Raw genomic sequence first — 15128 nt, 5'->3', positions numbered from 1 at the left:
AGAGGTCATTTCCATCTGGAAATACTTGCAACTGTTTTGTAGATTTGTCAGAATGGAAATAGACTACCTTGAGATATTATAAATGCTATATTGATTGCTATGAAGTGGTTAAGCATGCCAATATTTTGATTCAGCTGTTGGGAATAGGAGGATTGTTCAATAAACGGGGAGAAGAGTTGAAGACAAGCTTTTGATGAAATGATCATTCAAGATATCCTGCCATTGCAAAGCAGGTAGGCCATAAGGGAAGGCAATCAATAGGTGATTCTGCTTGGAACCCTGTATATAGAGGGAGGAAAGTGATTTATATGATGAAAAAGATCCAAATATCAGATCATTTGAAGTTTACTCCTTATCAATACACTTGGATAGAAGAAGACGGAGCAAAATATGAATGGTCCTTAATTTCAATACAACTTAATAGAAGAATGATTAGATTGACCGATTATCATAAGTATGTTGGTGCGGTTAATGGGTCTAAACACGCTTATTATATTGATAATGATTCTGTCAGAAGAGTATGCAATTTTCTTACATATGCTCTTTTTAAACATTATGGCAGATATAACGCAAATAGGATTACAGATATAACGTTTCAATCCGCTGTAGATTATTTGAATGAATATTCTAAGACGAAAAATTCCATGGGGGATTACCCAAGTAGACAATCTGTTGAAAAAGAGAGATATGCTATTTGTCATTTCATGAAGAATCTAAAAGAAAAAAGATCTGATTATGATGAGCACTTTTATGTTAAAAAGGTTTTAGTAGAATCTACTAATGCAAATAAATTGATAGGTAAAAAGAGAAGCAGAGCTGTTTGGGAATATGAGATACCGGCAAAATATTTAGGGAATTCGAGTAAAGGTTTATTAAGAGATATTCCACAGAAAGCGATACCTATCCTTCTAAGAGCTGTAAAACGAGAAGAGCCGGAGTTGGTATTAGCCGTTTTGTTTCAGCTTTGTGCAGGGATTAGAGAAGGTGAAATAGTAAATATTCGTAGAGCGAATAGTATTTACCCTAATGGAATCCGCTATGTAAAAGAAAATGGAGAATTTATAAGTTATGAAGTTGATTTAAGTAAGGAATATGTATTAAGAAGTGATGGGAAGAAAACTGGTAAAATTAAAATTAAACGCAAACAAACTATCTATCCGATTTTCCTTGAAGTAATACAAGAAGCATATGAAGAGCACTTAAAAATGATAAATGGAAAATACTTAGAGCCAGAAGCTCCGTTGTTTGTTAATAATAGCATAAATGCAAAAACAGGGAAAAGAATGGCTATTTCTAAACAGTCATACTGTAAAAAGATTGTTAATATAATGCGAGAAATTGTTCTTCCTGAACTACTTAGATCCGACGATATTGAACTAAAAGTATTTGGCATGATGCTTAATGAGAGCAATTGGGGGTTACACGCATTTAGGCATTGGTTTACAGTACAGCTCGTATTAAATGGTGAAGATATAAACGGAATTGCTTTCTGGCGTGGTGATTCTTCTCTTGAAACGGCTTATGCATATTTACAAAATAAGGGGGAAGTAATGCGTCTTTATGAAAAAGCAAGTGAAGAGGTTGGAAATGATATTATAAACGCTATTAATAAGGAAGAATTCTATGGATTATAAAATGATTGATGGAACTGGTTGTATTTCAATAAATATGTCATCGGCACATTTTGGGATTTCTGCAGCAACATTAAAGCGTAATATGAAGGCAATGCGAATCAGTATTATCAAGTATCAGAATGTGGCTTATATGTCTAAAGTGGATTTTGAAGAAGCCGACAGATTAGATAAATCAATGATTGGCTTAAAGGATGTTATAGCAGAATGTATCAGCGAAAATGATGACATAACGGTTGATTTTACAAGTGAAGAGAGTCAAGCGAAATACAGTGAACTTCATTCGTTTTTTACAGGGTTGAATTATTTCGGGATTAAGGTAAGACACAGACTAATTTCAAAAACATATAGTCCAATAGTATTTTATATAAATAAGGACGATAAAGAACAATTCAAAAGCAACATAGTTTTAAAATTAAAATTATATAATAAAACAAAAGATGAGAAATTAAGAATTACTCTAGAAGATGATTTCTTTTGTAGTAATCATAAAACTAAGACAGCATTGATCAAACTTGCGAAGAATATCTCAGCCAACATGGAGAACGGCATTAATGAATTAGCAAATTTTTTAAGATTAACTTGTAAAAAAGAAATAAGTCAATTTAACGATGATGAAATCACTACATATATGGAGTTTGCAGCAGATAATATTACAAAGAATGCAAACATATTATTCTCAAAACTTATATTTAATATTAGCCAAACGGAAACATGCTCTTTCTCTATTATTAACCAGTTCGATGGACATGTAGGTGCAGTAAAAAGAGATAATAGTGCATATGATGATGCTGTTTATTTAAAATTAGCATATATAGTTTTTAACGAAGAATATTGGAAAGAAAAAGATATGTTGATTAAAGCATCAGATAGTAAACCTGTAGCAACAACGTGGTTATATCATGCGATGCATTATGTTTGCGCTTGGCGTTCAGCAGATATTGTAAATAACATTCCTCATATAACTTTAAACGTTGAGCCGGAAGAAATAATTAGAATGGTCAAAGATCATGATTATAATGAAACAACTTGGTTTCCGTATGTTAATGAATTAGTAGTAAGAGTGGGGTTTGAAAATCAAAAACCACGAAAAACAAAAAGGTATCAGAACTCACCTAATTTAAAGATGTATATTCCTGAAGGTTTAAAATCAACAATTGGTATGCTTCTAGCATTATGCGAAGCACATTCGATATTAGAAGGAAAGGGAAATCAAATATGCCGGCACCCTAATAATGTCAAGTACGCTGTTGCCTTGTTTGGAATAGAATATAATAGTTTATTTGCCGGAAGATTAATATCAAACAGAAAAGCAAATAAGGCATATATGGAAAGAATCATGGAAAGCGGAGACAAAAATAATAACAATGGTTATTTATTAGCATCATATGCTAGAAGCCATAAGGGAGGCTTACGCTCATTACCAGAAGTAACATCAAAATATCTCAAAGCAAAGATGGACGGGTATTCTGTTGACGATATTACGAGAATTCTTTTTGAACGGGGTGTTTGTAGTTTTGTCCCTTATTTACTTTGTAGTGCTTTGTATAATAATGAATTCGAAAAAAAACATATAGACAAACAAACAGAAACCATAAAAGAGCTTGGGATGATACCACATGAAATAGAGTTGCTTCTGCAAACAGACGAAAAAGTCGAATTTAAAGCAAAACAGACAATATCGGAAATAATTATGTACATAAATGATGAAAATGCAACAGAGATTGTGGAAAATGCATTGAAGGAAATTGCTGACGGTAAATGCGTAGGGAAGAATGAAGATGTATATTGCATTAGGAAGGCATTTGGAGAAGAGTGTAACATGCCTAATAGGGAACATTGTATAGGTTGTGGTTCGGAAATGTATTTAAAAACATTCCTGAGTGATCTTCATAATGAAATAAAAGTGGATAGAATGAAATTTGGAAATGCGAAGACAAAAGCTGAAAGATTGAAATGGAAGGCGATTCTGGAAAACAAGTTGTATCCTGCTGCCTATGAAATTTTAGCGTCAATGAAGTATATCTATAAACAGGATATAACTGAATATCAAAGACTTTTCTTGGGAGAGGATTAAAAGCGATGTTAGCATTAATCACTAAAAATAAAAATATTAACCGGCATAAAGTGGTTTCGACAATAGGCACTGAAGAAAAGAATATAGCTTTGGAAAAATTTAAAATCTATCAAAATGATGGTGTTATACAAACTGAGTTTAACGATGATGCATGGATTCTATCTGATGAAAAGGATTTGGTTACTTTAGATTTTAGTTTCGATGAAGTGTATGTCAAAAAGTATATGAATCATTATTCTGTAACAGAATTTAAAGAAGTTTTTAAATGCTATATTAGTTTTTGTTTAGGGCAGTACATTATAGGCACTTTGCAAGAACTGGTGTTTAACATTAAAGAGTTGTTATACAATACAGAATGTTTAACAAAAATCCCTAAAAAGCGCAATTTACTATTTAAAACAGGAATTCAAGATTTTATTGAATTAATGCCTTTTGCCTCGGAAGATATCCTCCTTGAGGAAGAAAGATATAAATATAATTATGTAAAAAGAAGAGAATTAGCAGAGTATCAGAGTTATTTTTTATTTGGAAGATTACTGGAAGAGTATTGGAAGAGCAATGCGACTAACGATAACAAAGTATTCTTTTACCCGATTTATTTATGGTGGAATATCACCATGATACTTCCGGTGCGAGTGACTGAGTTTACCTTAACACCAAAAGAATGTGTAGTGGGCGAAAATGGGGTCCAGTATTTTAAAATAAGAAGATCAAAAATGAAAGGTAACGCTAGTAGAAATAGAAATATAACCTATAAGATAAATGAAGATTATAAGATTTATGATTATGCTGTTTCGAATGAAATAGCAGCAATGATTTTGGATTACAAAAAGCTGGTAAAAGGTTATAAAGAATCAAACATAGATTCATTGTTTGTAAATGAAGTATATGTAAATGCAAATAACAAGCTTAAAGATTATGGTTTCTTTCACACAAAACATTTTTCTAGACTGTTAGATGTTTTTTATTGTGATGTTATCGAGAAAGACTATAACTACAGAGTAATTCCAAAAGATAAATTAAAAGAGACAAATTTTGTTGGAGAGGTATATAAATTAAAAGTCAATGAAATAGTAAAAATTTCATTAGGTGATTCTAGACATATAGCAATGCAGAATATGCTTCTTAACGGAGCAAATATTCTTATGGCAAAAGAAATTACAGGTCACGAAAATGTAGATATGATATTTCACTATTCAGGTAACATGAAAAACCTTATAAGATGTAAGGCGTACAGCTTATTTGAGTTGTCAAAAAGAAAAGAAATTATTCTTGAATCAGTAACTGGTAACGGCCAGGATTTTATACTACGTGGAGGCGAATTAACAAAATCCGTTGAAGTTGACCAAGGGAAATGCTTTTCACCATTATTTACTCAAGGTAATATGGAAGATTGCTATGCGGTTGCGGGCATTTGTGAGATTTGCAATTATTTTCAAGGTAATAAGAACCGAAAAGAATTGATAAAAAAACAGGAACTAAAAGTGGAAGAAAAATTGAAAAGGCTTAAAAGATGGATATCTTCTGAAAAGGAATATAGAAATACGGATGAATATGTGATTTTAAAAAATCAATTAAAGGCGAGTGTTGAAAATCTACTAAATGCGTATGTTGAAGAACTGGTAGAGAGGGGCACTACATGATAAATAAAATGGGAAGACCTAAAGCTTATGTGACCGAAGAAATAAAGAACATAATTGATTCTTATTTGGCTTATACGGGAGGAACAATTTTATTAAACGCCTCTAAAATAGCTAAATACGTGAATGATGAATTGGAATTACCCAATTTCAAGTACTATGTTATTAATAGGGATCCAGAAGCAAAAAAATACTTAGAGGGTCTGAATGCGAGAATAACAGGGGTGTCTGATAAAAAAATATCATTTACAAAATCTGTTTTTACGCAAATTGATATAAACAGTTATCTATCTATGAAAAAGGATGATTTGAAGGTTGCGTTATATAACCTTAATGTTTTGCTTGAAGATATGTCAAATGCAAATACAGAGCTTATTAAAGAAAATTTAAAATTAAAAACTCGGGTTCAAGAAAAAGATACAGAAATAAGAAGAGTGAATAAAGAAGTTATAGAAAAATATACTGATTATCAAAAAGGCATGGATGCTTCTAAAGAAATGTTGGTTGAACAAAAACAAAAGATACAGGAATTAACCATAAAAATGAAGCAGCAAGACGATCTGACACATATTTTGTGGGATAGGGAAGCTGAAAATATATTAAAGAAAAATGGTGTTTTTGTAGATAATGGCGTTGAACTAACTGAGGATAGGGTGATTTCAGATATCGATGCTGACATCATAGAGGTAGTAAAAGATACCTTCCCTAATATTGAAGATGATAAAATAAGTTATGAGTTAATAAACAGAATTAAAAGTATATAGGAGTCTAACATGAGTTCAAGAAAATATATAGTAAATGATTACCCGAATATATCCAACGAGTATAATAAAGAGAAGAATGCAGTTCCTTTGAAAGAAATATATGTAAGGTATCCGGTTCCCGTTTGGTGGAAATGCAAAAAAGGCCACGAATGGCAAGAATTGGTTAGAAATAGGACAGTTCGTGATCGTGGTTGTATCTATTGTACTGGCCATGTAGCGATAGTTGGTGAAAACGATTTTGCAACCACAGACCTTCTTTTGGCAAAGGAATGGCATCCTACAAAAAATGGGCATTTTAAACCGCAGATGACTAAGCGAGGATCTTCTAAAAAAGTATGGTGGAAATGTGACAAGGGTCATGAATGGGAAGCCATAATATACTCAAGGGCTAGCGGATGTGGATGCCCATACTGTTCTGGTAGATTACCGATTAGGGGCGAAAACGACTTTGAAACTTTACATAAGGACCTAGCTTCTGAATGGCACCTTATAAATAATGGTAAATTAAAACCTTATGAATTTAAAGAAAAGAGTAACAAAAAAGTCTGGTGGCAATGTAAAGAAGGACATGAATGGAATAACAGTATATGTGAAAGGGTTAGTTATAAAAGAAAGTGTCCATTCTGTAATAACACTGCTGTCATCCCTGATAAGAATAGTTTTAAAGCATTAGAGCCGGGAGCGGCAAGTTATTGGGATTATGAGGCGAATGGCAATTTAAAGCCGGAAAATTTTTTCCCACATAGCAATATAGAGGTTAATTGGAATTGCGGAAAGCATGAATGGGAAGAAGCTATTGGAAAAATGACTATAAGAAAATTATGCCCTTACTGTTCAGGGGTAAGAATATCAGAAGAAGACTCAGTATTCAACAAGTATCCAATACTATTAATCGAATATGATCATGATAAAAACGGTGGGATAAATATAAATTCAATTTCAGAAGGTTCCAGTAAAACAATCTGGTGGAAATGCAAAAAAGGACATAGTTGGCTTGCTCCAATGGAACGAAGGGTGAAAGGTTCAAAATGTCCATATTGCTCCGGAAAAAAGTCGATTTATTCTATATGATAATCTTGTGAATTTTTCGGCGGCGGAGAGCATTGGAATAATCTTTGAGGCCACCTTGTTAATAAAACAGAACCATGTTGTTGAGTTCCTTGAAGGACTAGTATGAACAAGAAAAATAGATCTATATTAGTCGTGCTGAACGGTACCACAACTAGCGGTAAAGCAGAAGTATGTGTTAAGGGTTGATACGTAGATGTTGAATATTTATGTAGGAGGTTAAGTATACGTACTTGATGCGTGTGGAGTGCTTAATATTGATGGTGTTGAAAGAATAAATGAGATGTGACAGTATCGCTCAAAAATAATCGGCAAGTATCATCAGTAAGTAAGTAAGTAAGTTCCCGCAAAGACCGCAAGCTTAGCCATTATTAAAGGGTTCGATCTCTTTCGTAGAGTCGAATCTTTTTTATTGCCGTAGAATATGTGAATACCTATTCGCATAGTTCCTATTGAGCCTTTTGACCTAATGGGATAAGATTGTAGGATAATGTTACCAAATGTGTCAGGAGGCTCTATGAATCCACAATATCAGATTTCAAGAACGACTATAGTAGAGACGATGAATTTAGCCCCATTTACAATGCATAAGGAGATTCATCAATTTGCCCTCACACATGAACTTGAAGATGTTGCTACGGGAGCTTCAATTAGAGATCGTATTAATAACATCACAGAGTATTTAATTAAGCACACTACTAGTGTCATTTTAGTAAAAGAGGTTATCACTGACTTAATAAATCAAGAGTTAAAAAAGGTGCAGTGGGCTAGTGAGTATTCAGATGAATCTGAATCATTTCAAGTCAAATATCCAAAATTATATGAGTCATTGCGTAAAGACGGGTTTACCATTGTTGATTATCAATTACTACGAGATAACGGACTAATTGAAAGTCCAGGTTTGATCTATAATTTTAAGTTTGTCGAAGAATGTCTTGATCAATGTCAGACGTTGATTTCAAATCACTCTCTAGGGAGCGCAGTGGATAGAGCGCATACCGCACTCCATGGGTACATGAAAGAGATCTGCACGGCTTTTGAATTAGAAGTCTTGGGGTCGCACCCTAAGATTCAAGATTACTGGAGTGAAATTAAGTTGCATCACCCTAAATTTAATGTCGATGTTAAAGAGTACCATACTCCAATAAATCAAGTAGTAGGTACTATTGGAAAGGTTATAGATAAAATCAATGACCTTAGAAATAATAAGACATATTCCCACCCTAATGATGAGATTTTAGGTGAAGGTGAAGCGAGACTTGTGATTAACCTCTCAAGGGTATTCCTACAGTATATTGACGGCAAGGTATCCAGCGATTGAGGTTCGAGAGTTCAGTTTAGGTCAGTATAAAATTGCTCCCTCGTAATATGGAAAGTATAAAGTGCAATTCTATATTGGATAAGATGAATATCAATGCGGTTCAGAAAGGAATGGAGAATTATGACCGATGAATCTATAAAGCGCTATTTGCCTGAAGAGGTTCCCGACCATTTATTCACACAAAGTCGCTTAAGCCGCATGGGACTTGCATCAACAGGAGAGCATGTCGCCTTTGTCCTCTATCCAGAGCAAAGACAACAGTACAAGTTGTTCGATATCGATGGAACTAAAAAGCGTAAACAGCAAAAGGGGCTGTCTCTTGTTCAGAAGGATGCCACTGTTGAACAGATATTGGCTGAGCGTAAGCATGAAATAGAGGTTCGGAAGAGTCAGTTAGGATCGATGTAGAAATGACACACTGATACAGATGATTTCCGCAGTTATTTTATTGGCTACTATTGTTTCTAGTTGTAATGTCACTTGAATTTGATAAATTACTTACTTGGAGGTCAATAAAATGAAGATTAATTTCGATATGCTTGACGGAGATAACTCTGCCGATACAGTCCTAAATCCTCGTGAGATTTTCAGTGTGCTGCCAAAAAAAGACCCGATCTATAATTATCCACGAGATGTTCAGACAGAAGTATGGAATAAATGGTTTGATGCCAGGACTAATCAGTACAACGTAATCAAAATGAACACTGGAAGCGGAAAGACCGTTGTTGGTCTACTAATCTTGAAAAGTTGTCTGAATGAAGGGAAAGGTCCTGCTGTTTATATTGTACCCGACCCTTATTTAGTATCTCAGGTTTTTGATGAGGCAAAAAAATTGGGTATTGAAGTCACGAATGATCAAGAAAGTATTCGTTTTAAGAAGGGGCAAGCAATATTAGTTATTAATGTTTACAAGCTCTTTAACGGCAAATCGGCATTTGGGGTTCTCGAAAACAAGATACCGATCGGCAGTATTATTATCGATGATGCCCATGCTTGCTTAGATATCACTGAGTCACAGTTCACAATGGAAATACCTTATTCAACTGAAGTCTATGAAAAACTATTTACAACCTTCAAAAGCGCTTTAGCTGAGCAGTCTGATACAGGTATTTTGGAATTAGAAGCCGAGAGCCCTACTGTTAATATGTTAGTTCCATTCTGGTCTTGGCAAGACAACATCAAAGATGTGACAGGAATTTTGTATGAGGCATTTAGAATTGAGGAGGAAAATTCTAGAAAAGGAAAAGCGGACAAGAATTATGATTCACTGAGATTTTCGTGGCAGTTACTGAAAAACTGCTTATCTCAGTGCAGTTGTATTTTCGGGAGCGATAAAATAGAAATCTCTCCTAAGTGTGTGCCTATCAACTCAATACCTAGTTTTGTAGATTGTAAAAGGAAAATTTTTATGAGCGCTACACTGGCTGATGACAGCATATTAGTTTCTCATTTTAATATCAATGCTGATGAGATAAAGGCTGCAATCACACCTCAATCTTCAGACGATATTGGCGACAGAATGATTTTGATTCCTCAGGAATTAAACCCTGATATTAAGGATGAGGATATCAAAGACTTTTTGAAGGAAGAATCCAAAAAACATAATGTAGTGGTAATTGTTCCTTCCAAATACCGATCGAATTTCTGGAGAGACAGTTGTGATTTACTCCTCACGGCTTCAAACCTACAAGAAGGTATAACTAAGCTGAAAAATGGTCATGTAGGTCTTGTTGTTATGGTAAATAAATATGATGGAATTGATTTAGCCAAGGAAGCCTGCGAGATTTTGGTCATCGATGGGTTACCAGATGTTCGTAGGAAGATCGATAAAATTGAGCAAGGAATTCTATTTGGAACAGATGATAGCCTATCAAAAGTTATCCAGAGAATTGAACAAGGAATGGGCAGAGGTATTCGTTCTAAGGACGATTATTGTGTTGTATTCTTAATGGGACGAACACTTATTAATCATCTTTATGTGGATGGAGCAATGGATAAATTTACTCCTGCGACTAAAGCTCAAATCAAGCTTTCCGACCAGATAGCTGCACAAGTCAGGGGAGTAAATATTGGGGATCTTAAAGATGTAATAAATTATAGCTTAATGAGAAACACATCTTGGATCTCCAAAAGCAAAGGGGTACTAGTGCATCTTAAATATGATGCTTCCTTTAAGGTTAACCCAGTGATCAAGAAGCAGCGCGAGGCATTTAATGCTGCGCTAATACGGGACTACCACAAGTCAGTTCAACTAATTAACGAAACGGTAAATGCCACTACAGAATTAAAGAGCAGGGGTTATCTGAAGCAACAATTAGCTGAATATCTGTACTTCTATGATCAGCAAGAATCACATGTAACCTTGAAATCCGCAGTTAATGATAATCACCTTGTTCTTCATCCTTTGGAGGGCATCCAATATTCCAAATTACAACGATTCATTGGTAGTCAGGCTGTACAGGCATCAGGCTTCCTTACGCAAAAGTATAACAACAATTCGAACAAGTACATCTTAGGTATAAATAAGTTGCTAGAGCAGCTGATTTTCAAGCCTGAATCGGCACCAGTATTTGAAGAAGCATGTAAAGAACTTGCATTCTATCTGGGCTTTTCTGCACAAAGACCAGAAGCTGAGTTCAAAAAAGGTCCAGATGTATTATGGGAAGTCGGTAACCTTGAGTACCTTGTTATTGAATGTAAGAATGGGGCTACAGCTCCAACTATAAATAAGCATGACTGTAACCAGTTGAATGGCTCAATTGAATGGTTTGAAGAGAAGTATGATAGTTCTTGTCGGTTTACACCAGTCATGATTCATCCACATATAGTTTTCGAGTACGCTTCATCTCCTAATCGCTATATTAGAATTATTAACACTGAAAAGTTAGAGTTGCTGAAGTCAAAAGTACACGGTTTTGCTAAGGCACTAGCAGCTCATGGCTCGTTCAGTGACACCAAGAAAATTGATGAATTATTGGACACATACTCGCTAAAAGCTTCGACATTTGTACAAGAGTACACTGTGGGGTTCACTGTGAGATAAAATTCGTAGATTAAGTTATCCGAAAGCATCGGCAAAGTCCTTGTTGGAAAACTTCTCACGAGGATTTTATTCATACACGGCTCCTAAAGTTATTTCTGTATAGAGGTGGGTACTTCATGGCGAGGGTTAATCAATCGTTTAGAGATTTCAAATCGAATTTAGAGATTACAGACGTACAAGAGTCTACGGTAACACAAGACAGATATAATGAATCAACATATAAAAAAGTGGAGGGGTCAATATGTTTCAAGCTACCGCCATATTAACGCCGGAATCAACCGCCATCGTTAAAGTTATGGACTATAACCCGGGGAAGGTCGTTCAAAAAGATGTGACGACTGCAAAAGGCGTTGTTAAAAAGTCGATTAAGAAAGAAGGAAGCATACTGTTCATGGCGAGCATGGACGTATCGTTCAAACGTAACGACTACGATATTCAGATCGGCGGAGGAAAAGTAATCACCGCCAAATTTATATCCAACACAATGAAATGGGACAGACATGGATCCAGACAGGTTATTTTTGCAAAAACATCTCCTGAGCGTTGATACAATGTTAGGGGCACCTTAGCCAAATCGCCAAAACTACATGCGTGGCTTTAAGACCGATGGAAACATCAAGTTAGTGTGAATGCTAGGACAGATGAAAATTCTAAAGAGCATAGGAGTTTGCTGTCACATCGCTGTACAGACGGAAACAATAGTAAAACTGGTAGACGGAGTATCATCCTTCAATTGATAGCTCTCTAAAGTTATGGCACTCACTCATTAACCCCGCGGCTCTGCTACGCCGAAATATTTAATTGCGTGTATAATAAAAAACCTTAATCTAGATGTCTGTTTTAAACAAAAGTCTGCAATTAAAAATATGTTTATCGGGTAAAATCACACCTGTAGCTCGGGTAGAAGCTGTTGAGCTTGCAGGCGTGACGGTACAGAACTGCACATTGAATAATATCGGAGATATTGAACGTAAGAACTTGAAGCACGCGTTAGGTGCGCGGGTATTTATCCGCAGGTCTAATGACGTTATTCCGGAGATTCTCGGCAAGGTGCCCGATGAGAATGACGGGGAAGAGATAGTGTTCCCAACCCACTGTCCCTCATGTGGATTTCCATTAGAACAGAAGGGTGCGCATTTATTCTGTTATGATAGCCTTAATTGTAAACCGCAATTAATTGGACGCATTACTCATTTTGCCTCAAGAGACGCGATGGATATTGATACATTTAGTGGGATGACAGCTGAACTATTGAACACAGAATTAGATGTGCGCGAGCCTGCGGATCTGTACTCCTTAACTTTTGAGGATCTCGTTAAGTTAGATCGTTTCGGAGAGAAAAAGGCGAATAATCTCTTGCAAGCATTAGAGAAGAGTAAAGAACGTGATCTTGCTTCATTCCTCTTTGCATTAGGTATTCCGAATACGGGCAAAGCGACAACCCGAATGTTGGCCGATCATTATCGTGATCTTAATGCTGTTATGGCCGCGACGGTAGAGGAGTTAGTGGGTTTACCGGACGTTGGTGGAATCGTAGCTGAGAGTATTGTGAGTTTCTTTGCAGATCCTCGTATGCAAGCGGGGATTGAGCGAATGCTGACGTTGGGCGTTCAAGCGAAAGCACCGGAAGCTCCGCGAGTTGTGAGTACAGACTCCTTCTTCAGTGGTAAGACGATCGTATTGACAGGAACATTACACAAGTTAAGTCGTGATGAAGCAGCAGACAAGTTAGTAGCACTTGGTGCAAAAGTCACAGGTAGTGTATCTGCCAAGACGGATATTGTCATTGCCGGAGAGAAAGCAGGCAGTAAACTTGCCAAAGCACAGAAGCTTGGTATTCAAGTCATCGAAGATGAGGATGAGTTTATCCGATTATTGGAGATTTGATCTTACAATATAAATGCAGTAGCCTCTGGAAGACGAGGCTACTGCATTTTTTAATAACATAATGACGAACGTATCAATAGGCTGTTCTATTCGATTTGGACACCCAAGCATCCTTGTCGTAACCTCGTTCTTCCCAATACCCTATATGATCTCCTTGGATCAGCTCAATTCGATTCAACCATTTAACTGATTTATATGCATACATGCGAGGTACGATCAGGCGAATAGGTCCTCCTAAATCAGCTGTAATAACTTCACCGTCATGAAGAACCGCGACAAGTACATCATCCATCTGAGCTTGTTTTAGGGTGAGTGAATCTGTATATATGCCATCACCAGAATAGAATTTCATTGTGGTAGTTTCAGGCTTAACGCCAGCTTCTTTCAAAAAAGTCTTGAGGGGAATACCTTCCCAAGTATTGTTGTATACGGACCATCCGGTAACGCAATGGAAATCACTAACTTGGACAGTACGACTTAATGCAACAAATTGCTCCCAATTCCAAGTCATAGGACGATCGACTAAGCCATCAATCGTAAACGACCAGTTGCTGTTATTGAAAGACGGAATAGGTGTAACACTATATACTCTGAAATCACCTTTGGCACCACCACCTATAGGAGGCAAAGAGGATACGGCAGGCTGTGGTGCAGGAACTAGTTCATTGGGATTAGCGCTAATGACATCATTCATAGTTTGACCTACACCTAGACCGCGACCTACCCATTTTAAGAATGAAGGACCAACGGTTACAGCGATTCCAATTCCAATAGCGGAACGAATGAATTCACGGCGTGTGTAAAGAGGTTGATAGGAACCAGGAGTCTGATGGTGCTGTTCATCACCAATTTTCACAGATCTTTTTCCGGATTGTTTGAGCCACCCAGTACGTGTAATAGCGTGATAGATAATATACGGTAACCCAATCCACGTGAGTAAATCATGTACAATAAGAGCGGAATTGGCCCATGTAGGTCCGAACATTCTAATTTGCCAAAGTACGACGCCTGAACCAATCCAGCCGATTAGTAGTGTAAGAACAAATACAACATTGAATTTTTGCCAGGGTTTTCCTTTGAGTTGTTTCCAATGTTTCTTTATAAGTAGAAGGTAGTAGAATACGGGGATCAGGAGAATTAGGCCGACACCTACATGAAGCCATTTAAGCCACACGCGACCTTCGCCGAGCAGCTCTCTCCAGAATCCACCAAGCAATATCACACCGCTAAGTGATAACACAACAACAATCCAAGCGTTCCAATAATGGATAGAAGCTAGCTTGCGCCCATAGCCCTTAGTTAATCTGGTTAGCCAGTCTTTCAAGAATTCTCCTCCTTTTATAGGTTAGGTTCGATATTGTTTCATTATAAGGGGAGTGATAGGGAATGGATAGACAAAGGCTCTATTATGAAGTGTAAAAGTAGAAGATATTTTTTTGAAAAAAAGCTTGCAATATGTCGAATATCATGTTAAATTATTAAATGTCGCTTCAAGCAAGTGACTTACACAATTCTAAGCTTCATATCAACTCGAAAAAATAGTTGACATCGATAGCGAATGGATGATATAATAAATTTCTTGTGACAAACGAAAGTGTTTGCTTGCAGAAGTTAATAAGTTCTTTGAAAACTGAACAAATGGATGATGTGATTTTTTAAAAATAGAGAACATTTATGTTCTCGCCAGTTTGTTTCAA

General features: G+C 36.2%; 10 protein-coding genes and 1 pseudogene. 10 read left to right on the top strand and 1 reads right to left on the bottom strand.

All coding sequences use genetic code 11. From position 1 onward, the window contains the following. Positions 1-308 precede the first annotated feature (308 nt). From PBAT_RS20550 to ligA, 10 genes and pseudogenes are all read left to right on the top strand, one after another. A complete protein-coding gene (locus PBAT_RS20550; protein ID WP_068652445.1) occupies positions 309-1634 on the top strand; it encodes a hypothetical protein in 1326 nt (441 codons plus the stop codon). Beyond that, positions 1624-3708 (top strand): hypothetical protein, encoded by a 2085-nt coding sequence (locus tag PBAT_RS20545; RefSeq protein WP_068652443.1) that lies wholly within the window; start codon positions 1624-1626, stop codon positions 3706-3708. Before PBAT_RS20550 ends, PBAT_RS20545 begins: the two co-directional genes overlap by 11 nt. A 5-nt stretch (positions 3709-3713) precedes the next feature. Then, the gene (locus PBAT_RS20540; protein ID WP_068652441.1) at positions 3714-5351 is read left to right on the top strand and encodes a hypothetical protein; all 1638 of its coding nucleotides are present in this window, start codon (positions 3714-3716) and stop codon (positions 5349-5351) included. Continuing rightward, on the top strand, positions 5348-6112 hold the full coding sequence (locus PBAT_RS20535) for a hypothetical protein (protein ID WP_068652439.1): 765 nt from the start codon (positions 5348-5350) through the stop codon (positions 6110-6112). The genes PBAT_RS20540 and PBAT_RS20535 overlap by 4 nt, the downstream gene beginning before the upstream one ends. Positions 6113-6121: 9 nt before the next feature. Beyond that, on the top strand, positions 6122-7183 hold the full coding sequence (locus tag PBAT_RS20530) for a zinc-ribbon domain-containing protein (RefSeq protein ID WP_068652436.1): 1062 nt from the start codon (positions 6122-6124) through the stop codon (positions 7181-7183). 514 nt (positions 7184-7697) lie between these two features. After that, positions 7698-8501 carry an abortive infection family protein gene (locus PBAT_RS20525; protein WP_068652434.1) on the top strand — a complete coding sequence of 268 codons (804 nt, stop codon included), beginning with the start codon at positions 7698-7700 and terminating at the stop codon, positions 8499-8501. Positions 8502-8594: 93 nt separating this feature from the next. Continuing rightward, complete coding sequence (locus PBAT_RS20520) at positions 8595-8909, top strand: hypothetical protein (RefSeq protein WP_068652432.1); 315 nt, start codon at positions 8595-8597, stop codon at positions 8907-8909. Positions 8910-9018: 109 nt separating this feature from the next. Continuing rightward, positions 9019-11544 carry a DEAD/DEAH box helicase family protein gene (locus PBAT_RS20515; protein ID WP_068652430.1) on the top strand — a complete coding sequence of 842 codons (2526 nt, stop codon included), beginning with the start codon at positions 9019-9021 and terminating at the stop codon, positions 11542-11544. A gap of 241 nt (positions 11545-11785) precedes the next feature. After that, positions 11786-12091, top strand: coding sequence for a hypothetical protein (locus tag PBAT_RS20510; RefSeq protein ID WP_068652428.1), 306 nt, complete (start codon positions 11786-11788; stop codon positions 12089-12091). Between the two features lie 287 nt (positions 12092-12378). Next, positions 12379-13431 (top strand): annotated as a pseudogene (gene ligA / locus PBAT_RS20505) (NAD-dependent DNA ligase LigA); the annotation flags it as partial. Between the two features lie 73 nt (positions 13432-13504). Here ligA and PBAT_RS20500 read toward each other — a convergent pair. Beyond that, complete coding sequence (locus PBAT_RS20500; protein WP_068652426.1) at positions 13505-14755, bottom strand: molybdopterin-dependent oxidoreductase; 1251 nt, start codon at positions 14753-14755, stop codon at positions 13505-13507. Positions 14756-15128 lie beyond the last annotated feature (373 nt).

Source organism: Paenibacillus antarcticus, from assembly GCF_001637225.1.
Taxonomy (GTDB): domain Bacteria; phylum Bacillota; class Bacilli; order Paenibacillales; family Paenibacillaceae; genus Paenibacillus_AQ; species Paenibacillus_AQ antarcticus.
This window is presented reverse-complemented; position numbering and strand designations above follow the sequence as displayed.

What these genes read in the sequence shown, in the direction of transcription:
- PBAT_RS20550 (WP_068652445.1), top strand. Translation starts at nt 309, where the DNA reads ATGATGAAAAAGATCCAAATATCAGATCATTTGAAGTTTACTCCTTAT.
- PBAT_RS20545 (WP_068652443.1), top strand. Translation starts at nt 1,624, where the DNA reads ATGGATTATAAAATGATTGATGGAACTGGTTGTATTTCAATAAATATG.
- PBAT_RS20540 (WP_068652441.1), top strand. Translation starts at nt 3,714, where the DNA reads ATGTTAGCATTAATCACTAAAAATAAAAATATTAACCGGCATAAAGTG.
- PBAT_RS20520 (WP_068652432.1), top strand. Translation starts at nt 8,595, where the DNA reads ATGCGGTTCAGAAAGGAATGGAGAATTATGACCGATGAATCTATAAAG.
- PBAT_RS20525 (WP_068652434.1), top strand. Translation starts at nt 7,698, where the DNA reads ATGAATCCACAATATCAGATTTCAAGAACGACTATAGTAGAGACGATG.
- PBAT_RS20530 (WP_068652436.1), top strand. Translation starts at nt 6,122, where the DNA reads ATGAGTTCAAGAAAATATATAGTAAATGATTACCCGAATATATCCAAC.
- PBAT_RS20510 (WP_068652428.1), top strand. Translation starts at nt 11,786, where the DNA reads ATGTTTCAAGCTACCGCCATATTAACGCCGGAATCAACCGCCATCGTT.
- PBAT_RS20515 (WP_068652430.1), top strand. Translation starts at nt 9,019, where the DNA reads ATGAAGATTAATTTCGATATGCTTGACGGAGATAACTCTGCCGATACA.
- PBAT_RS20535 (WP_068652439.1), top strand. Translation starts at nt 5,348, where the DNA reads ATGATAAATAAAATGGGAAGACCTAAAGCTTATGTGACCGAAGAAATA.